The organism is Polynucleobacter corsicus (genome assembly GCF_018688255.1).
Lineage (GTDB): Bacteria > Pseudomonadota > Gammaproteobacteria > Burkholderiales > Burkholderiaceae > Polynucleobacter > Polynucleobacter corsicus.
This window is the reverse complement of record NZ_CP061314.1, coordinates 425,850-445,740: the sequence shown is the minus strand read 5'-3', so window position 1 is coordinate 445,740 and position 19,891 is coordinate 425,850. Positions and strand designations below refer to the sequence as shown.

The following is a 19,891-nucleotide window of genomic DNA, read 5'->3' as shown; positions in this document are numbered from 1 at the left end:
CTTTTATAAAAAATAAAAGTTATTTTTGTTCGTTATCGCACATAACAACAACGCATCACAGCACTGAGGTAGGGTGTAATTATTCGTGCCTAATAAATCTACAACGAGAAAAACTGACCTACTTCTAGATTTAATTCCTTAGCTAATTCAGCACCTGTTACTTTCCCTGCGGCACCTTTTGCTTTAAGGACTTCGATTTGTCCACCATGACAAGCTACGAAGAATGAGTCCAAAGTAATTTGGGTGATTTCTCCAGGCTTGCCTTTAACGGCACCAAAGGTAGCGACTACATGTTTTTGGCAATCATAGATCTGTACTTTTTGCTCGCCAAATTTAGTCCAAGCTCCAGGCGCCGGATTAGAGGCACGAATCAAGTTGTAGATTTGATTAATATGCGTAGCCCAATGAATTTGAGCTGCATCAATACCAAACCAACCTTCATAGTTTGCTAGCGATTCATCTTGAACAACTTCTTGATGTTGATTGGCGACCACGAGATCAGCAGCTTCAAGTAAAGCCTGAACACCCAATGGAAATAATTTATCAAAGTAGACTTTTCCTAAAGTGTCATCAGAGGTAATTACCACTTCTTTTTGCAGAATTACTTCGCCCTCATCCAAACCATCAGATGGGCGAAAAATAGTGAGGCCAGTTTTATCTTCACCCAAAGCAATCGCCCAGTTAATAGCGCTTGGACCGCGATATTTCGGCAGGAGTGATGGGTGATATTGAATCGTGCCGTGCTTTGGTATCTTACAAAGCTCTTGTGGCACAAACTGCAGTACATAAGCCATGACGCAGATATCAGCCTTGCTATCCATCATCGCTTGCGCTGCTTCGGGGCCCTTGAGAGAAGCAAATTGCAAGGGCATTAAACCCTTTGCAATAGCAGCCTCTTTCAGCACTTCAGGTTTAGTCGATTTAGGATTATCTGGCGGACAAAATACGGCAACAACTTCATCGCCACGATCCAAAAAAGCCTCTAAGGCTGCCTTACCAAAATCAGCACTACCAATCAGCGCAACCCGCATCTTAGATCACCTTATCGTGGCGTAAAGCAATCAGCTCGTCGGTTGAGTAACCCAGCTCACTCAGAATTTCATCGGTATGCTCACCTAATAATGGTGAACGCGTCACGTCAGTTGGGCTATCAGACATCTTAATTGGATTGCCTACAGTAAGGTACTTGCCACGAATTGGATGATCTACTTCAACTACAGTTCCAGTCGCACGCAATGCGGGCTCTTCTGCGATTTCTTTCATCGACAAAATTGGGCCGCAAGGAATATCGTATTTATTCAAAATATCCATGACTTCAAACTTGGTCTTAGTCATTGTCCATTTCTCAATTTCACCAAAGATTTCCATCAAGTGTGGCAAGCGAGCCATGGGTGATGCAAAACGCACATCCTTAATCCAATCTTCGCGACCAATCACTTTGCAGACCGCCTCCCAAACTGGGGCTTGGACGATGACGTACATATAGGAATTTGGATCTGTTTCCCAACCCTTGCATTTCACAATCCAACCTGGTTGACCGCCACCAGAAGCATTGCCAGCACGGGGCACAGCGTCACCAAACTCTCCATTAGGAAACTGTGGATACTCTTGCATCAAGCCGTTACGCTCTAAGCGCTGTTGATCACGCAGCTTCACACGGCATAAATTCAGTACGGCATCTTGCATCGCTGCCAATACTTTTTGACCACGGCCAGAGTGTGTTCGCTGATACAGGGCTGTAACGATACCTAGAGCCAAATGTAATCCCGTGCCGCTATCACCAATCTGCGCACCAGTCACCATTGGAGGACCATCATCAAAACCGGTAGTAGATGCTGAACCGCCGGCACACTGCGCTACGTTCTCATATACCTTACAGTCCTCGTAGGGACCGGGACCAAAACCTTTTACTGAAGCCATGATCATCATTGGATTGAGTTCCTGAATGCGCTCCCAAGAAAAACCCATGCGATCTAATGCACCAGGAGCAAAGTTCTCCACCAGCACATCACACTCTTTTATCAGGCGCTCTAGAATTTCTTTACCTTTAGGAGTTTTAGTATTTACGGTAATTGAACGCTTGTTATGGTTCAACATTGTGAAATACAAACTATCCGCATCCGGGATATCGCGCAATTGACCACGGGTAGCATCACCCTCGCCAGATTTTTCTACTTTGATTACATCAGCACCAAACCAAGCGAGCAGCTGAGTACAAGTAGGGCCAGATTGAACGTGCGTGAAGTCAAGAACCTTGACTCCTTCTAATGCTTTTGCCATGATTAAAATCCCAATAAGAATAAAATTTTGAATTGAAACAATTTTACCAGCGCCGGATTATGGTGCAATACGGGATGCCTATTTACTGTGCATCCTCGCTTTTAATGCCTGAGAATAGCTATTTGGCTGCAGAATTAGGGCTTTTCAAGATCGAACAAGGGCTCTTTGTTGCCGATAATGAATAAAAAAAGGCGCCCACCAGGAGCGCCTTTAAAGCTAAAACGAAAACTGCTAATCGTTATTAAACTGCTTTTGCTGCATGCAACTTAGCGATGTCATCAACGCTATAGCCAAGATCAGTCAACACTTCATTGGTGTGCTCACCTAATACTGGTGATGGACCAACTTCGATTTCCAAATCAGAGAACTTGATTGGGCTACCGATAGTCAAGTACTTACCACGTACCTTGTGATCCACTTCAACGATAGAGCCACTCTTACGCAAGTCAGGTGAGTTAGCCAATTCTTTCATTGAGAGAACTGGTGCGCAAGGAATATCGAACTTGCGGAGGATGTCCACAGCTTCGTACTTAGTCTTGTCCTTGAGCCACTCTTCGATTGTTGCGAAGATATCAAAAATCTTATCCTGACGCGCTTCAGCAGTCATGTACGCTGGATCAGTTGCCCACTCTGGCTTACCGATCGCACGAGTGATTGGCTCCCATGCATGACCTTGAATTGTGAAATAAATGTAGGCGTTTGGATCTGTTTCCCAGCCCTTACACTTCAATACCCAACCTGGCTGACCGCCACCACCAGCGTTACCGCCACGTGGAACTACGTCAGAGAATGTACCGTGTGGGTACTGTGGGTACTCTTCGAGGTAGCCGATTTTGTCCAAACGTTGTTGGTCACGCAACTTCACGCGGCACAAGTTCAACACGGCATCTTGCATTGAGCAAGAAACTTTTTGACCCTTGCCAGTTTTTTGACGCTGCATCAACGCAGTCAAAATACCGATAGCCAAGTGCATACCAGTATTGCTATCACCCAAAGCAGCAGCAGAAACTGTTGGGGGACCATCCCAGAAACCAGTTGTAGAAGCGGCACCACCAGCACACTGAGCAACGTTCTCGTACACCTTTAAGTCTTCGTATGAGTGACCATCGCTAAAGCCTTTTACGGAAGCCATGATCATCTTTGGATTCAATTCCTGAATACGCGCCCAGCTAAAACCCATACGATCCAAAGCGCCTGGACCAAAGTTCTCAACCATGACATCAGAAGTCTTGATCATCTTCTCTAAAACTTCTTTACCCTCTTGAGTCTTAGTATCCAAAGTCAATGAACGCTTATTACCGTTTAGCATCGTGAAATACAAAGCATCTGCACCTGGAATATCGCGTAACTGGCTGCGAGTTACGTCACCAGAGCCTGGACGCTCAACTTTAATCACGTCAGCACCGTACCAAGCCAACAACTGAGTACATGCAGGTCCTGCTTGTACGTGTGTGAAATCGATGATGCGAATACCGTCTAATGGTTTAGTCATATTTGATTCTCCTTAAAGTATTGCTTATTTGTTACTAAATTTAGTTCAAAAATATTACGTATTGATTACCAATTCACTTCGAATTAGTGCTTAACAGCAGCAGTGGATGGATTCAAGTTAGTTAAACGTCCACTTTCTGTACCAGCAGTTTCATCAATCACAGCATTAATCAAAGCAGGCTTGCCTTCAGCAATCGCTTTAGTCAACGCAGCCTCTAACTCTGCTGGGGTAGTCACGTAGTAACCAACACCACCAAATGCCTCAATCATTTTGTCGTAACGGGCGTTTTTCACAAATACTGTTGGGGCTACATCAGCACCGCCAGTTGGATTTACGTCAGTACCGCGGTAAACACCATTGTTGTTAAACACCACTGTAGTGATTGGCAGGTTGTAACGACAAATGGTTTCTAACTCCATACCGCTAAATCCAAATGCGCTATCGCCTTCAACCGCAACTGTAGGCAAGCCGCTCGTTACAGCAGCGCCAATGGCGTAGCCCATACCGATACCCATGATGCCCCAAGTACCGGAGTCAAAACGTTTACGTGGCTTGTACATGTCAACGATGGCACGGCAATAGTCCAGCGTGTTTGCACCTTCGTTTACCAAGTTCACGTCTGGGTTTAGCTTGATCACATCGCGAATGGCACGCAAAGCACCATGGAAGTTCATTGGTGAAGCTTCTTTGGCCAATGTTTCAGCCATCTTCGCCATGTTCTTGCCTTTCTTCTCGTTGATCGCGCTGATCCACTCAGAAGAAGGCTTTGGAACTGCAGCAATACCTTTTAAGAGCTCGCCAACAACAGAGCCGATATCGCCAATCAATGGAGCATCGATTTGTACGTTACTGTCCACTTCATTTGATTGAATATCGATCTGAATAAATTTCTTAGGATCTTTGCCCCATGTTTTACCTTTACCGTGCGCAAGTAACCAGTTCAAGCGTGCACCAACCAACATCACCGCATCAGCCTCAGCCAATACAAATGAACGGGCTGCAGAAGCGGATTGCGGGTGGTTGTCTGGCAACAAACCTTTAGCCATCGACATTGGTAAATATGGAATGCCAGACTTCTCAATCAATGCACGAATGTCAGCATCGGCTTGAGCATAAGCAGCGCCTTTACCCAACAAAATCAATGGACGCTTAGCGCCCTTCAATACATTCAATGCGCGCTCGATTGCATCAGGCGCAGGGATTTGACGTGGAATTGGATCAATTACTTTGAAGATCGATTTCTTCGCTTCTTCAACAGGCATTGTTTGAGCTAACAACTGTGCAGGTAAGTCCAAGTAAACACCGCCTGGACGACCAGAAACAGCCGCACGAATCGCGCGTGCAAAACCGATGCCGATATCTTCAATGTGATTAATACGGTATGCAGCTTTGCAATATGGCTTAGCTGCATTGAGCTGATCCATCTCTTCGTAGTCACCTTGTTGCAAGTCAACGATCTCGCGCTCGCTTGAACCAGAGATCAAAATCATTGGGAAGCAGTTCACAGTGGCATTTGCCAATGCTGTTAAACCGTTCAAGAAACCTGGCGCTGACACAGTCATGCAGATGCCAGGCTTTTGAGTCATGTAACCCGCAATGGCTGCAGCGTTACCAGCATGTTGCTCATGACGGAAACCAATGAAGCGCAAACCTTCAGCTTGAGCCAAACGGCATAAGTCGGTAATTGGAATACCAACGAGACCAAAAATGGTGTCTAAGTCATTTGCTTTTAAGGCGTCGATGACGAGATGAAAGCCATCAGTGACTTGGGTATTTTGATTATCTGTTGTCATAGAAATTTATAGTTAATTACACTGCCAGAACGTTGAACAGGCTCAGTGCAATTTAGCTTTCGCTAACTGTCTCCAATTAAGTTATTAGTGGTGCCGCGGGCAACAAAAAACGCTCCCGTTATGGCTGATCTGAATCTTAGGCTCAGGGATCAAGTTCATCATTGACTTCGGTCAATTTCCCCTGAAATCTAGAAACATCTAGGCCGATTATTTAGACAAAAAGCTCTTTATGCTTTGTTTTAAGGCGGCTCAATGTCTCCGGAGAGAGATTAAGGTATGCGGCCAACTCTTTTTTAGGGAGCAGCTCAAACAAATCTTCGTATTTACGTAAAAAACGCTCTACCCGACCTGGTGCATCCAGCATATGCAGGGTAATCGTATGCGCCATGATCTCGCTCATCAAGCGCATCACCTCAAACTCAAAACTCTCTTTAAGGGGTTTGTGAACCTCCAAAAATTCAGCCCATTTCTTTAGTGGCATACGGGCAACTCGAGCCTTGGTGACCGAGGCAATGCTATATGGGGCGGCGGTCTTGAGGCGCCAGGCAGCATAACTCGTTTCAATATCCTTTTCGATGGCGAAACGCAAAATCATCTCTTTTGCATCGGCGCTAGAGACAATTCTCTTCAAAATCCCGTCTAAAACGAAATATTGCTCCATTTGATGGTCGCCTTGATGAAGCAGGATTTCTGATTTTTTCAGGTCTGAAATCACCAAATGGCGCTCTAAATCGGCCATTGCCTCAGGATCCAAGCTTTTTAACACCGAGTTTTGACTCAACTGCAAACGAATGAGGTTTTTTTCGGGGTGCTTATCTAATGCTGTCATGAATCCTTAATCCTAGAGCCAAGATTGTAGGCTTTTTTCACCCCAAAAGCAGTTTTTACCGATTTATGGGCTATTATGTAATCGTAGTGGTGCTTTGTTGCAATGCAACAAAGTTAAACGGGAAACACTAAACGTGTGCTGCCCCCGCAACGGTAAGTAAATACATCCTAACTTCTAAGTGAGGGTGTCAGGAGTCTAAATAAGCCACTGTGCGCGTCAATTGCATGGGAAGGCCGGATTCTGAGATTTACTAGCCCGGATACCGGCCATTACAGGTGGAATTTTGCGGACGGGGACCTTCGCGCGCCGATGAAGCATCCCCTGCCAAACTGGCACGATGCCCAATTGACGCCTGAACTCTCACAATGTGAAATTCTGTTCGACCCAGCTTACGGGGAAGTGAGCTAGGTAATCGATAACAGAAAGTGAATCATGAAGCAGCAGTTCAAAAATGCCGCCCTACTTTGTGGCGCAGTATTAGTTTTCAGCAATACAGCATTTTCACAAAATTCTGGAAACGTTTTAGTTTCCAACTCGCTTAACCCAATCAATCCAGTCATTGTCACCGCTACACGTTCGCCAAAATCGGGAAATGATGCCTTGGCTGACTACACCTATATCAGTAGAGAAGAGATTGAAAATTCTGCACAGTCTAGTCTTCCTGATTTACTGCAACAGCAGAGGGGCATCCAAATATATAGCTCTGGCGGCGCGGGCAATATATCAAGCGTCTATTTAAGAGGTACCGGCAATTCCCAAAGCTTGGTATTGGTTGATGGTGTAAAAATTGATTCAGTAGGCGGTGGCGCAATTTGGAACGCAATACCTCTTTCACTCATTGATCATATTGAAATCATTTATGGGCCACAAAGTACCTTCTATGGCTCAGATGCAATGGGTGGTGTTATTCAGATATTCACAAAAAAAGGTGGGGGTCCAACCCAGTTTGAAGCATCGTCAGGGTATGGTACCTATAACACCAGCATTACCAATACATCAATATCTGGGTCACTTGGTAAAGATAGCCCAACAAATTATTCAATAGGAATTAGCCAAGAAAATTCTGCAGGCTTTAACACGGTAGCGGCAAATAACCCGCACTTCAAAGGCGGTCCAAACTATCCAACAACTTTTCCATCGCCTTATCCAACCACGCCAACTGCATACACGCGCTTGGGTGCAACGGGATCACTCTCTACCACTTGGTCAACAGGACAAGAATTAGGATTAAAGATATTTGCGAGCAAAAATAGTTATCAATACCCGAGTAATGAATATATCAGCGGCAATCCAGAGGCTGCGCAAGGGATCAATCAACTAGCGGTTTTTTCTGCGTACTCCAAGAATCAAATTTCTGAAATTTGGTCAAGTTATTTTCAGGCATCTAGCTCAACAAATGCCTCGCAAAGCTTAACCTCTCAAAGTAATGATCGATTGGTAATTCCCTCATATGATTTTCTATGGCAAAACGATATCAAAATTGGAGCAGATAAGCTACAGGTCTTACTAGAGCGCAATATTCAATATGCAAACATGAGTAACTCCGCATATCAAACTTTTTGCGGCTCCTATGACGCATGTAGCAATATCAACATTAACCAACAGCGCACAACCAATTCAATTGCCGGATCCTATGAATTAAAACGGGGCAATAATCTAGCAACAATCGCCCTCAGAAATGATCAAATATCACAATATGGATCAAAGGTAACCTACAGCGCAGCCTATGGTTACTCTATTACCAAAGAATTAAGGACAAATATTAATTACGGTACTGGCTTTAGAGCGCCATCGTTTAATGATCTTTACTACCCAGGTTATGGGACTACCAATTTAAAACCTGAGACTAATAAAAATCTGGAAGCAGGCGTGCACTATGAGACTCGTAACTATGGCGTCCATTTAACCGCATACCAAAATAAAATTGAAAACTTTATTGTGCCAATAAACTGTTATGACAATGATGGCAATTGCGGTAATCCAGCATACTACTCAGGCTCTCATCCAGTGAACTTTAGCTTGGTGCAAATTAGAGGTGCCTCTCTTGGTGTTGATGGACAAATCAACTCATTCACCTTAAAGGCGTCAGCGGATGCCATGAGTACCGTAGACCAAGTTACTGGCTTGGATGTACCAAATCGAGCTAACTGGGTTGGTAATTTCCTGGCCGATTACAAGCTCAGTAAATTAAATGTCGGCACTAACATTACCCTTTCTGGACCACGCTGGGGTGGCGTGAATGGAACCCAAACAGCAAATACCTACAATATGCAGAGTTTTACCTTGGTAGGCCTTTACGGCAGCTATCTCATTGAGAAAAATTTATCCGCTTTTGTGCGCTGGAATAATGTCTTTAATTCCCAGTACCAGACTAATTATGGCTACGCCAATGCAGGGTCCAATGTATTCGTAGGCCTGCGTTACGCTATGAAATAAGCCCTTTTTTCAGACTACAATGCCAGTATGAATGAGACCTCCCCTGTTTTCACTGGCAACCTATCCTCGGATATGGATGTGCTATGCACATCCATTGATCGCGTGGCAGGGAAAATTCAGGCTATTACAGAAGCAGTTCGGAACTTAAATCAAAATCGCGTGCAGCTTGAAAACAAGATTGAAGATGCACAAAAGCGTATTCAACACATTTTGAGTCGCCTGCCAGACCAGAGTGATGGTCGCCAGCTTAATCTGCTTGGTGCAGCTATCACACCAACTAACCCAGAGGAAGACAATGAGCCAACAACGCATTGAAGTAACTCTCGCCGGTCAAAAAATTACTCTGGCTACAAGCGCAGAGCATGAGCCATTACTTCGTGCAGCCTGTGTATTGGTGGATGAACAAATTCAACTAGCGTTTAACGGTGGTAATCGCAGTATTGAGCGCGCCAGCATGATGGCAGCACTCAAAATTGCTGGTGACCTCATCACATTACAAAAAAACCCATCACAGCAAAGCACTGCCTCGAATATGAATGCCGATGAAGTAACTCGCCTTCAGGATCAGATTCGAGAGCTTGAGGATCAAGTAGATTCTTTAATGCAAACCCTTTCCCTGCCTGGTTCGCCAAGGCCAATAGTTCCTTGAACCGATGCGCAAGCATCAGGAACGATCTTTACACTGTGGGCGTGAGCGTTTTGAATTTTCACAGTGGCAGCTTCGCGCTGTTCACTCCCTGAACTTCTTAATGCACCCGAAGCAGAGTAGCCGTTCCACCTTGAACCTTAGGGTTCAGGATGACGGCCTAGCGGCTAAGGCGGGGAATTCATGTCAATAGCCGATATCGCCATGCTGATGTTATGTGGAAGCATATCGGGCTTCCTAGCGGGCCTCTTAGGCATCGGGGGCGGCATGATTTTGGTGCCCTTCATGATTGTGGTCTTTAATCATTTAGGGTTTGGCCAAAACGTCATCGTACATATGGCCATCGCAACGGGCATGGCAACCATCCTCTTCACCACCACCTCCGCCATCTGGGCGCATCACAAGCATAACTCTATTGATTGGAAGTTAGTTGCAGCACTCAGTCCCGGTCTAGTGATCGGCAGTCTGATTGGTGGTAGTGAGATTTTTGAGGCAATCAATACCTCCTGGCTCTCCTTATTCTTCGCCATGTTCATTGTCTACACCTCGATCCAAATGATCATCAATAAAAAGCCTTCAGCCGGGCGAGAATTACCTGGCGCTGTTGGCCTTTTCTCATTTGGAGCGCTAACAGGGGTAATTGCGAGCCTAGTAGGTGCAGGTGGAGCATTTATTACTGTGCCATTTATGCTCTGGTGTAACGTCAAACCACATACTGCAATGGCAAGTTCTTCAGGCTTAGGATTTCCGATTGCAGCTGCAGCAACGATCGGCTACATGTATGGAAGTTGGGGCAACCCCAATCTTCCCGAAGGCTCACTTGGATTTGTTTACGTCCCAGCGGTACTCTGCATTGTGGCAGTGAGCATATTTACTGCTCCACTGGGCGCAAAGATGGCCAGGAAGCTCGATATAGCTCAACTCAAACGCATCTTTGGTGTGATGCTCTTTATGCTTGCAGCCTTCATGTTTAATGAAAGCCGCAAGGCATTTGGTTTTTAGTAAATCCTCTTACTACTCCTAGCCAGTGTATTGCTGACGCAGAATATTCTTCTGGACCTTACCCATCGCATTACGAGGTAAGTCAGCAACAATCTCTAAACGCTTAGGGATTTTGAAGTTCGCGATTTGCGTTTTTAGTGTTGCGATCATAGCCTGCGCGTCGAGCTTGGCGCCTGCTTTTGGCACTACTACCGCCATCACCGCTTCACCAAAATCAGGATGTGGAATACCAATCACAGCACTCTCATCTACGCCATCCATATCATCGATAAAACTTTCGATCTCTTTTGGATACACGTTGTAGCCACCAGAAATAATTAAATCTTTGCTACGACCAACGATGCAAAGGTAATCCTGAGGCGCTTTGCCACCATTAGCATCTCCACCCCAACGACCAACGTCACCCGTCTTAAACCAGCCGTCTTTAGTAAATTCTTCTGCGGTTTTTTCTGGCATGCGCCAGTAGCCCTTGAATATATTTGGGCCCTTCACTTGAATGCTACCGATTTCATCAACACCGCAAGGCTTATTGCTTTCGTTTACCACGCGCACTTTAACGCCCGGTAGAGGCAAGCCAACCGAACCGCCTACGCGGTTGCCTTTGTATGGATTAGAAACGAGCATCACAGTTTCACTCATGCCGTAGCGCTCAAGAATTGGCTGGCCAATCACTTCTTTAAAAGAGTTAAATGTTTCCGTCAGCAATGGAGCGGAGCCCGACACAAACAGACGCATATTGCGCGCGACGTTTTTATTAAAACCTTTATCCGCTAGCAAGCGTACATAGAATGTTGGTACACCCATCATCACGGTGGAGTTGGGCATGTGATGAATGAGTTGCGCAGTATCTAGGCGTGGCAACCAAATCATTTTGCTGCCGTTAATTAATGCACCATGCGCAGCGACAAATAATCCGTGCACATGGAAGATTGGGAGCGCATGCAATAAGACATCGCCTTTTTTCCAACCCCAAAACTTTTGCAACACCTGTGCATTACTTCCCAAGTTCTTATGGGTCAGCATAGCGCCCTTACTGCGGCCAGTTGTGCCAGAGGTATACAAGATGGCTGCTAAATCATCATCCTTCACCGCAACGGTTTTGAACTTATCACTTTGACCAGCAGCACGATCTAATAAAGTGCCCTTGCGATCCTCATCTAAGGTAAAGACATGCTTGGTAGCAGCCTTAAAGGCAACCTTAGATACCCATGAGAAGTTTTTGCTACTACAGACGACTACTGCGGGCTCAGCATTCTCCAGGAAGTATTGGATCTCCGCCGCTTGATAGGCGGTATTCAGGGGCAGATAAACGTAGCCCGCCTTTACTGTAGCCAAGTACAGAAAGAGCGCCTCAGGTGACTTTTCAACCTGAGCAGCAATACGCGATCCTGCTGGTAATTTGAGGCTCTTGAGCAGGTTAGCCATCTTAGAAGTAGCGCGCTCCAGATCACTCCAGGAGTAATACAAACCATCATGCGTTTCCAATGCACATGCCTGCTTATCTTTTGGAAAACCTGTTTCCAACAAGGAATATAAATTCATTCGAGCCTCAAAAAACCAAACAATAAGAACAATTCAAACAGTTCAAGCCATAACTAATTAATCTAATGAAGCGCCAGATTTCTTAACCACGCTAGACCAACGCACTACGTCAGCGCGCACCTGCCTACCAAAAGCATCGCCAGAGAGAGTTGGTGTATCAGAACCATTCTTCTCCCAAATCGCTTTGAGCTTTGGCGTATTCAACGCCTTCTGCACTTCAACAATCATTCTGTCCACGATAGGTCTAGGAGTGCCGGCCGGAGCGAACAAAGAATACCAAGTAGAAACTTCGTAGTCGGGCAGGCCAGATTCTTTAAAGGTAGGTACATTTGGGATGGCAGGTGAGCGCTTATTGGACGCCAAAGCAATTGCCACCAACTTTCCAGCATTAATCTGAGGAGCAGAAGTGGCAAGACCATCGAACTCCAAGTCAATCTGACCGGCCAATAAATCATTCATTGCTGGGCCAGCACCACGATATGGAATATGAGTAATGAAAGAGCCTGTTTGAATCTTAAATAATTCACCAGCCAGGTGATGAACTGTGCCACTACCCGCGCTGGCAAAGTTGTATTTACCTGGGTTTTTCTTCATGAGCTCAATGAACTCTTTAGCATTACGTGCACTCACGCGCTGTGGATTAATCACTAACACTTGTGGCACGTTAGCAATCATCGCAACCGGAATAAAGCTCTTCTCGATGTCGTAATCTAAGTTTTTATACATCGAAGGCGCAATGGTGTGATGGGTAGCACCAATGAACCAGGTGTATCCGTCAGGGGCAGCCTTGGCAGCAACTGAGGCACCAACAGTGCCGCCTGCACCACCACGGTTATCGATAATGATTTGCTTACCGAGCTGCTCCGTTAGTTGAGCAGCCAATGGTCTAGCGAAAGCATCCGTTCCACCACCAGCCGGGAACGGATTTAAAAAAGTGATGGGCTTAGCTGGCCATTCTTGTGCAAATACAGCGAGCGGGGCGGCACAGACTAAAAAAGCTAGCTTCTTAAGGATGCCCAAAGAAAATACTGACTTGTTTATTTGATTAAACATTTTGTCTCCTTTTATATCAATCTCATGATTGACTTCATATTTATAAATACAGCACCTATTTTAAGGGCACTTAAGGCTTGCCGCAAAAATCCACCTAAGGGAAAGTGCTAGGGGGCCATTAACTTACCAACAGCCCTGGAATACACGATTTCACCGTTGGCAAAGCGCTCATGGTTATCCTCCACGCTTCCTAGGTCATAAAGGTAGTTGACCATCAAGCCGGCAGATTGACGCAAGCCTTTGCGTGATAGATCGCCCGCCCAGTTCACTAGATGCAATTTGGCACCATTACCCAAATGAAACTTCGCCACTGGGTTACCATCGCGCCCGGTAGAGGCCAAGCCTAAATACATACTCGCCAAACTCAATAAAGCCGTTTTTTCTTTTTCGGAAGCTAGATCGGGATGCCACCCACCTGACAATCTCTCACTCCAGGATTGACTCTCAAGCCCCAGTACGGCTAAAGCAGCATCTCGCGCCACCCTGAGGTTTGGCTTCAATCTATCAGCTGGGACACCATCACCTAAATTCGCACCAGCAGCCACCCAATCCATGAATCCTGGAATAGGCGACAAAGTCACAAAAGTTTTTATTCCAGGGAACTCGGCATGCAACTGCTCGGCTACCCGCTTAATTAAAAAGTTACCCATCGACACACCGCGAAGTCCAGACTCGCAATTGCTAATCGAATAAAAAACGGCGACTTTGTATTGGGAGGCCTGATCTACTGTTTCTGCTTTTTTATTAACCAATGGTGTGATCACCGTTGGAATCTCAGGTAGGAGCGCCACCTCCACAAAAATGAGGGGCTCACTGGGAAGTTGTGGATGAAAGAAGGCAAAGCAACGACGATCAGGCTGCAGGCGGCGGCGCAGGTCATCCCAACCATCAATGGCATGCACTGCCTCATGTTGAATTAGCTTCTCAAGCACCTCTGCAGGGGACTTCCAGTCAACCTGATGCATCTTCAGAAACCCCGGATTAAACCAAGAAGACAGTAAGTGGCGCATATCAAAATCCACAGCAGCTAACTCAGGCTTTTTATCTAATAGCTGCAATAAATCACGGCGCATTTGCACTACAGCTGCAGTACCGTGGCTGGCACGATTTAAGCGGCGGAAGAATTCTTGACGAGGAGATTCAGACACTTTTTGCAACTGGATGTAATTACGTGCATTAGAGTCAGCTACAAAATTTTGCGCCGCTTTCAGCACTGCATCAGCTTGAGGATTAAGCTTCTCAAACAAAAAAGTAAAAAATGAGACGTATTGATCTTTTGACAACTTACGGTAGTTGTTAACCACGTCATCTGCCATGCTGAGCGCATTCGATTCTCCTCGCTCCGATATCAAACGCTTGATGGCGTTATTTGCCTTAGACAAATTTCGAGCTTTAGTGAGCTTTTCCAGCATGAATTACTTTCGATTGAGGTAGAGATAGTCTGAAATTAGGCAGATTCAGTGGAATTTCACTGCTTTTCCGAGCAATCCAGTTAACTTCGAGAAATTAACTACAAAAGACCCAGAAAATAGGATTTTTAACTACTGATAAGCGCCTGTTTTCGTATTTACTCTCACTATAAGGTAAATTCCGAAAATGATCATGGGCGCAGAAAGCCACTGACCCATGGAAAGACCAAGACCAAGGAGCCCCAAGAAAGCGTCAGGCTCGCGGGCAAATTCTGCCAAGAAACGGCAAACTCCGTAACCCAGCAAAAATAAACCTGAAATCTGCCCCACCCTGCGCGGCTTACTGGAATAGATCCAAAGGATGATGCCCAAGCAAATCCCCTCACCGAAAAACTGGTAAATCTGAGAGGGGTGACGGGGAATTGAGTCAACCATTGGGAAAACCATAGCCCAAGGTAAGTCTGTCGGCCTTCCCCACAGCTCGCCATTAATAAAATTACCCAAGCGACCAAACGCCAAGCCAAATGGAACCAGTGGCGCAACTAAATCACTGACAACAAAGAATGAAACCTTACGGCGATAGGCAAACCAAAATAAAGCAAGCAAAACGCCCAGGAGCCCGCCATGAAAAGACATGCCGCCTTCCCAAATCTTGAAGACACTCAGAGGATTTGCAAAGTAGTAGCCTGGCATATAGAACAAGGTGTAACCCAAACGCCCACCAAGCACCACGCCTAAGACACCAACAAACAAAAGATCTTCAAGGTCTTTATACGACCAACCCAAAGATTGGTATCGCGGAATGCGAATACGCAAACGACCCAGCAATAAGAATTGAGTAAACGCCAAGAGATACATCAAGCCATACCAGTGGATGGCAAATGAGCCAATGCGAATGACAGCAGGATCAAATTCGGGATGAATCAACATACTGAGAGACTAATCATCATCCCGCTTTAGATTGATCGAAGTTATGCAGCTCGTGACCTAAGTCACGATAGGCTTTGTAACGTTCACGACCAGCAAGGCGCTCTGCTTCGTCAACAGTCACAACCTCAACGATGCGAGGAAAGCGAGCAAGTAAACCTGGAACGTCAGATGGCATACGCATTCCCAAATGGATCAACACATCTGCATGAGGAAGGTGGGATAAAGCGGGTGACAGAAAATCATCTGTCAGCAAAATAGGTGTATCGATTGCTGTTTCATCTTCAATCAAGCAATGTGGCAAGAAATCCGTTGCACTAAATGCCCACAGTAATTCATCCAACTTTTTGAGATCCGCTTTCTCGCCCACCATCACGATATTGCGCACAGGCTCGCCAGCAGGTGTGGCACTCCAGATCTTGCGCGTTAAGCGACAAGCGTACTCCAGCTTATCGCTCACGTTGCTATGAAAATCAATCCGAGCCATGAATTACTTTTGCTCTAGCAAATAATTCACGAGCAAGGGAACTGGGCGTCCAGTTGAACCTTTGGCAGCGCCACTCTTCCAAGCGGTGCCGGCGATATCCAAGTGAGCCCATTTGTATTTTTCGGTGAAGCGCGATAAGAAACAGGCTGCGGTCACACTACCTGCTGGACGTCCACCAATATTGGCTACATCTGCAAAGTTCGATTTCAACTGTTCGTGATAGGCCGCATCCAAAGGCAAACGCCATACAGTATCTAATGAGGCGTGGCCTGCCTTCGTGAGTGAATTAACTAAACCCTCGTCATCAGAAAATACTCCGCTATGCACATGGCCCAATGCAATGATGCAGGCGCCAGTTAAGGTGGCTACATCAATCACCGCTTTAGGCTTGAAGCGCTCAACATAAGTTAAAGCATCACACAGGATCAAGCGACCCTCGGCGTCGGTATTGAGAATCTCAATTGTTTGCCCCGACATGCTCTTCACAATATCGCCAGGGCGAGTGGCATTACCGGAAGGCATATTTTCACAAGTAGGAATCACACCAATGACATTCCTTTTCAACTTCATTAAAGCTGTAGCGTACATCGTGCCAATCACGGAGGCTGCGCCGCACATGTCGTACTTCATCTCATCCATCGCCTCACCAGGCTTAAGAGAAATACCACCGGTGTCAAAGGTAATGCCCTTGCCCACCAACACAATCGGAGCATCACCTACTTTGCCACCGAGGTGACGCATCACAATAAATTGTGGTGGCGTATCTGAACCTTGGGCTACAGATAAAAATGAACCCATACCTAAGGCTTCAATTTGCTTACGACCTAAAACCTCAACCTTTAATCCAGTCTTTTTACTTAAGCCTTGCGCTGCCTTACCTAGATAAGTTGGCGTACAAATATTGGGGGGCAAATTACCTAAGTCTTTAGCTAAGTTCATACCCTCAACCATTGCCGCACCCTCTGGTACTGCAGCCTTGAGCTCTTTAGCGCAAGTATCATTTCCTGCAAAAGTGAGATGGTTAAACGTATCCGCTTTATCTTTGGCCTTGAACTTCATGGCCGGTTGGCGAACCCCAAAGCGATATGCCTGGTCGCCAGCATACTGAATGGTCAAGCGCACCTCTTCGGCAATGAACTCTGCACGATGACCCAAAGCGAAACTCGGAATAAACCACAAGGCACTCTGAATAGAGCCACCGCTGAGCTGCTTCAATGTGGCGCGCGCAATTTTTGAATATGAGCTCAGGCTACGTGCACTAGCTGGAGCAATGTCACCCAAAGATACCAAGAGAACGCGTTTTACTTTCACTCCAGATGTGGCCCAAGACTTTTCAGCACGAATTACACAGGTAGAAGCCTGCTGAGTATCGAGGTCGCCAACAAGATTAGCATGGGTGACAGAACCGCCAAGCAGACGATCCAGCTCGACTAAGAGTCCAGATTTGGATTTGGCTGTTGCTAAAGCATCTAAGTCCGCCTTTGTGTAGGCCAAAACTAAGCAGTCTGAGCTCTGCGCCAATAAAGTGGCTAAGCTTGCTTTGAGTTGCTTAGGGTTATTCAGATCGGCTTGCGCGAAAATCTTGGTGCTAAATTGGATAGTCATGATGTCTTGAGGTATTTTTAAGTCAATTCAAGGGAAAAAAAGGGTGTTTATCCATTATCCTCCGAGATGCAGGTTCACATCTTGAGTGGGCCAATAACAGTGAACTCACCATTTATTCATGATTTTTCACCAAGCCCTTCGCCGCGAACTCAGTTTTACGACTGGTGGCGTTTTTTTGGTCCTGGTAACCATCATGATTACTACTCTGGTTATCCGAATTCTGGGCTTTGCAGCCAATGGTGCCGTCAATCCAGAGGATGCGCTAGTCCTCATTGCACTGGCTACTCTAGGCTATATGGCCGTTCTTTTGACAGTCTCCCTCTTTGTGGCTGTTCTCATGGTGCTAGTGCGTTGGTACAAAGACTCAGAAATGATTGTTTGGTTTGCTAGCGGCCTCAGTATTGCCAGCCTCATTCGACCCATTCTGCGTTTTGCAGCGCCGCTCATCGTCATCATTGCGCTCTTAGCCCTCTTTGTTTGGCCCTGGGCTAACCGCGAATCCACCCTCATTAGCCAGCGCTTTCAGCAACGAAGTGATGTCTCCATGGTTGCTGCTGGCCAGTTTAGAGAATCGGCCAAAGCCGAGCGCGTATTTTTCATTGAAGAGTTAGATATCAATAAAAAAGAAGTGAAAAATATCTTTGCCGCAGAAACCAAAAATGGTCGCTTGAGTGTCGCCGTTGCCTCTACCGGATTTATTGAGAATACAGAGGGTAGCGGTAAATCCATAGTGCTCAATAATGGCCGGCGCTATGAAGGAATGCCAACACAGCCTGATTTTAGGATTCTGGAGTTCGCGGAATACAGCACCCAAATCCAAAACAAGAGTGCACTCGATCCAGCGCCGCGTGATCGCGAAAAATCCGTATCTGAGTTGTTAAATGATCCCAATGCGTCCGCCATTAATCCCAATCGCGCTGAATTGCTGTGGAGGATCGGTTTGCCACTAATGGCTCTTGGGCTTGTATTAATAGCGATCCCGCTTGCCTATGTCAATCCAAGGTTAGGCAATTACACAGCCATGTTTTATGCGGTGTTGATATACCTCATTTACAGCAACCTCTTAAACCTCACGCAAAACTTTGTGTCGCAAGGCAAGGTGAATGTTTGGGTGGCGGCTTGGCCCATACATGTCCTCGCTTTTGGCATGGCTTTTTTACTCATTCGTAATCGTATTAATCCATCGTTGAAATGGTGGCGCCGTCAGCTACCTGCGTTCTTGGCTAATAGATGAAATACCTATTCCCCTATATTTTTGAACGCTATTTAGCCAGGCAAATTTATGCTGCCTTTGGCTTCATTCTCTTTGCCTTAGTTGCACTGTTCTTATTTTTTGACATCCTCAGTGAGCTTGGTTCAGTTAAGGGTCAATACACCTTGCCACTAGCCTTGCTGCATGTTTTATTGAAAGCACCAAGCCGCATTTCTGAAATTATTCCCATCGCCGGTTTGATTGGCAGCATCTACGTATTTGCAATGCTGGCAAGTCAATCTGAGTTCACCATCTTACGTATTGCTGGATTAGATATGCGCAGGGGATTAACAACTCTCGCGAAGATTTCACTGCCTTTAGTTATTGCTACGCTCGCGATGAGTGAATGGCTTGGACCGTACACAGAAAACTTATCTGACCAAATTCGTATGAAGGCTTTGGGTTCATCCTATAGCTCGCAATTTAAAACTGGAGTGTGGGTAAAAGATCGCTTACGTGATGAGGACGGTAGTGGGCCAATTAGGCCGGGAGTTCGCTATGTCAACGTTGGCAAAATTGAACAAGGCAACGAAATCAAAAATATTCGCATGTATGAGTTTGATGATGCCTATCGCCTACTCTCTATTCGGAGTGCTGCATCTGGACGCTTTGATCAAACTGGAACTTGGATTCTGGATGATGTCACAGAAACTCGCTTCAAAGAAACCAAGCAGACCGACCCACTCAACCCAGTCTATTCAGCGCAAACTTTCTCACACCCAATTGTTAGTTTAGATTCCGAAGTCACTCCACAAATTTTGAGCGTACTTTTAGTTAGTCCAGAAAAAATGTCGATCTTTAGTTTGGGTCGGTTCATTTCTCACTTAAGAGATAACAAACAAGATGCGCAAAGGCATTCCATTGCCTTTTGGAAAAAAGTAATTTATCCATTTACGATCTTTGTCATGCTGGCGCTGGCTTTGCCATTTGCCTACTTAAAGGTTCGGGCAGGCAGCGTTGGCATTAAGGTATTTGGCGGCATCATGCTGGGCATGAGCTTCCAGCTTTTTAATTCTCTCTTCTCCAATGTGGGGCTTTTAGGATCATGGCCGGCATTGCTGACTGCCCTCACACCACCGCTGCTGTATTTTATTTTGGCGATAGTAGGTTTACGTTGGGTCTCTAGAGCTTAATACCC

At 45.8% G+C, this 19,891-nt stretch carries 16 protein-coding genes, 1 other RNA gene, 1 pseudogene and 1 riboswitch; of the genes and pseudogenes, 7 read left to right on the top strand and 11 right to left on the bottom strand.

Annotation, left to right across the window (positions count from 1 at the left end):
• Positions 1-98: 98 nt before the first annotated feature.
• From C2747_RS02455 to C2747_RS02435, 5 genes are all read right to left on the bottom strand, one after another.
• Complete coding sequence (locus C2747_RS02455) at positions 99-1,031, bottom strand: methionyl-tRNA formyltransferase (protein ID WP_215332126.1); 933 nt, start codon at positions 1,029-1,031, stop codon at positions 99-101.
• Position 1,032: 1 nt separating this feature from the next.
• On the bottom strand, positions 1,033-2,280 hold the full coding sequence (frc, locus tag C2747_RS02450) for a formyl-CoA transferase (RefSeq protein WP_215329486.1): 1,248 nt from the start codon (positions 2,278-2,280) through the stop codon (positions 1,033-1,035).
• A 241-nt stretch (positions 2,281-2,521) separates the two neighbouring features.
• Entirely contained in the window at positions 2,522-3,772 is a 1,251-nt protein-coding gene (gene frc, locus C2747_RS02445; protein WP_215332124.1) for a formyl-CoA transferase, read from the bottom strand.
• Positions 3,773-3,855: 83 nt separating this feature from the next.
• A complete protein-coding gene (gene oxc / locus C2747_RS02440) occupies positions 3,856-5,565 on the bottom strand; it encodes an oxalyl-CoA decarboxylase (RefSeq protein WP_215332122.1) in 1,710 nt (569 codons plus the stop codon).
• 211 nt (positions 5,566-5,776) lie between these two features.
• Positions 5,777-6,394 carry a Crp/Fnr family transcriptional regulator gene (locus C2747_RS02435; protein WP_215306226.1) on the bottom strand — a complete coding sequence of 206 codons (618 nt, stop codon included), beginning with the start codon at positions 6,392-6,394 and terminating at the stop codon, positions 5,777-5,779.
• A 70-nt stretch (positions 6,395-6,464) separates the two neighbouring features.
• Positions 6,465-6,679: riboswitch (cobalamin riboswitch) on the top strand.
• Positions 6,680-6,826: 147 nt separating this feature from the next.
• Here C2747_RS02435 and C2747_RS02430 point away from each other — a divergent pair.
• The 5 genes and pseudogenes from C2747_RS02430 to C2747_RS02410 all read left to right on the top strand — a co-directional run bounded on the left by C2747_RS02430 (position 6,827) and on the right by C2747_RS02410 (position 10,478).
• Positions 6,827-8,830, top strand: a complete 2,004-nt coding sequence (locus C2747_RS02430) for a TonB-dependent receptor domain-containing protein (RefSeq protein ID WP_215332120.1) — start codon at positions 6,827-6,829, stop codon at positions 8,828-8,830.
• Between the two features lie 27 nt (positions 8,831-8,857).
• Positions 8,858-9,145 carry a hypothetical protein gene (locus C2747_RS02425; RefSeq protein ID WP_215332118.1) on the top strand — a complete coding sequence of 96 codons (288 nt, stop codon included), beginning with the start codon at positions 8,858-8,860 and terminating at the stop codon, positions 9,143-9,145.
• Positions 9,066-9,356 (top strand): annotated as a pseudogene (locus tag C2747_RS10625) (cell division protein ZapA); the annotation flags it as partial. The gene C2747_RS02425 and the pseudogene C2747_RS10625, both read left to right, overlap by 80 nt.
• Positions 9,357-9,440: 84 nt before the next feature.
• A non-coding RNA gene (ssrS, locus tag C2747_RS02415) (6S RNA) lies at positions 9,441-9,659 on the top strand.
• On the top strand, positions 9,660-10,478 hold the full coding sequence (locus C2747_RS02410; RefSeq protein WP_215332116.1) for a sulfite exporter TauE/SafE family protein: 819 nt from the start codon (positions 9,660-9,662) through the stop codon (positions 10,476-10,478). It abuts the RNA gene before it with no gap.
• A gap of 18 nt (positions 10,479-10,496) precedes the next feature.
• On the opposite strand, the gene C2747_RS02405 is transcribed toward C2747_RS02410, so the two are convergent.
• The 6 genes from C2747_RS02405 to C2747_RS02380 all read right to left on the bottom strand — a co-directional run bounded on the left by C2747_RS02405 (position 10,497) and on the right by C2747_RS02380 (position 17,495).
• Positions 10,497-12,020 (bottom strand): malonate--CoA ligase, encoded by a 1,524-nt coding sequence (locus C2747_RS02405; protein ID WP_215332114.1) that lies wholly within the window; start codon positions 12,018-12,020, stop codon positions 10,497-10,499.
• A gap of 57 nt (positions 12,021-12,077) precedes the next feature.
• On the bottom strand, positions 12,078-13,073 hold the full coding sequence (locus C2747_RS02400) for a Bug family tripartite tricarboxylate transporter substrate binding protein (RefSeq protein WP_215332112.1): 996 nt from the start codon (positions 13,071-13,073) through the stop codon (positions 12,078-12,080).
• 107 nt (positions 13,074-13,180) lie between these two features.
• The gene (locus C2747_RS02395) at positions 13,181-14,455 is read right to left on the bottom strand and encodes a malonyl-CoA decarboxylase (RefSeq protein ID WP_251374803.1); all 1,275 of its coding nucleotides are present in this window, start codon (positions 14,453-14,455) and stop codon (positions 13,181-13,183) included.
• Positions 14,456-14,614: 159 nt separating this feature from the next.
• A complete protein-coding gene (gene lgt / locus C2747_RS02390) occupies positions 14,615-15,412 on the bottom strand; it encodes a prolipoprotein diacylglyceryl transferase (protein WP_215332108.1) in 798 nt (265 codons plus the stop codon).
• 16 nt (positions 15,413-15,428) lie between these two features.
• The gene (locus tag C2747_RS02385; RefSeq protein WP_215332106.1) at positions 15,429-15,896 is read right to left on the bottom strand and encodes a DNA polymerase III subunit chi; all 468 of its coding nucleotides are present in this window, start codon (positions 15,894-15,896) and stop codon (positions 15,429-15,431) included.
• 3 nt (positions 15,897-15,899) lie between these two features.
• On the bottom strand, positions 15,900-17,495 hold the full coding sequence (locus C2747_RS02380; RefSeq protein ID WP_433915510.1) for a leucyl aminopeptidase: 1,596 nt from the start codon (positions 17,493-17,495) through the stop codon (positions 15,900-15,902).
• A gap of 124 nt (positions 17,496-17,619) precedes the next feature.
• Here C2747_RS02380 and lptF point away from each other — a divergent pair, with 124 nt between their 5' ends.
• Positions 17,620-18,735 (top strand): LPS export ABC transporter permease LptF, encoded by a 1,116-nt coding sequence (gene lptF / locus C2747_RS02375; protein WP_215332103.1) that lies wholly within the window; start codon positions 17,620-17,622, stop codon positions 18,733-18,735.
• Positions 18,732-19,886 (top strand): LPS export ABC transporter permease LptG, encoded by a 1,155-nt coding sequence (gene lptG, locus C2747_RS02370; RefSeq protein ID WP_215332102.1) that lies wholly within the window; start codon positions 18,732-18,734, stop codon positions 19,884-19,886. Before lptF ends, lptG begins: the two co-directional genes overlap by 4 nt.
• Positions 19,887-19,891: the final 5 nt, after the last annotated feature.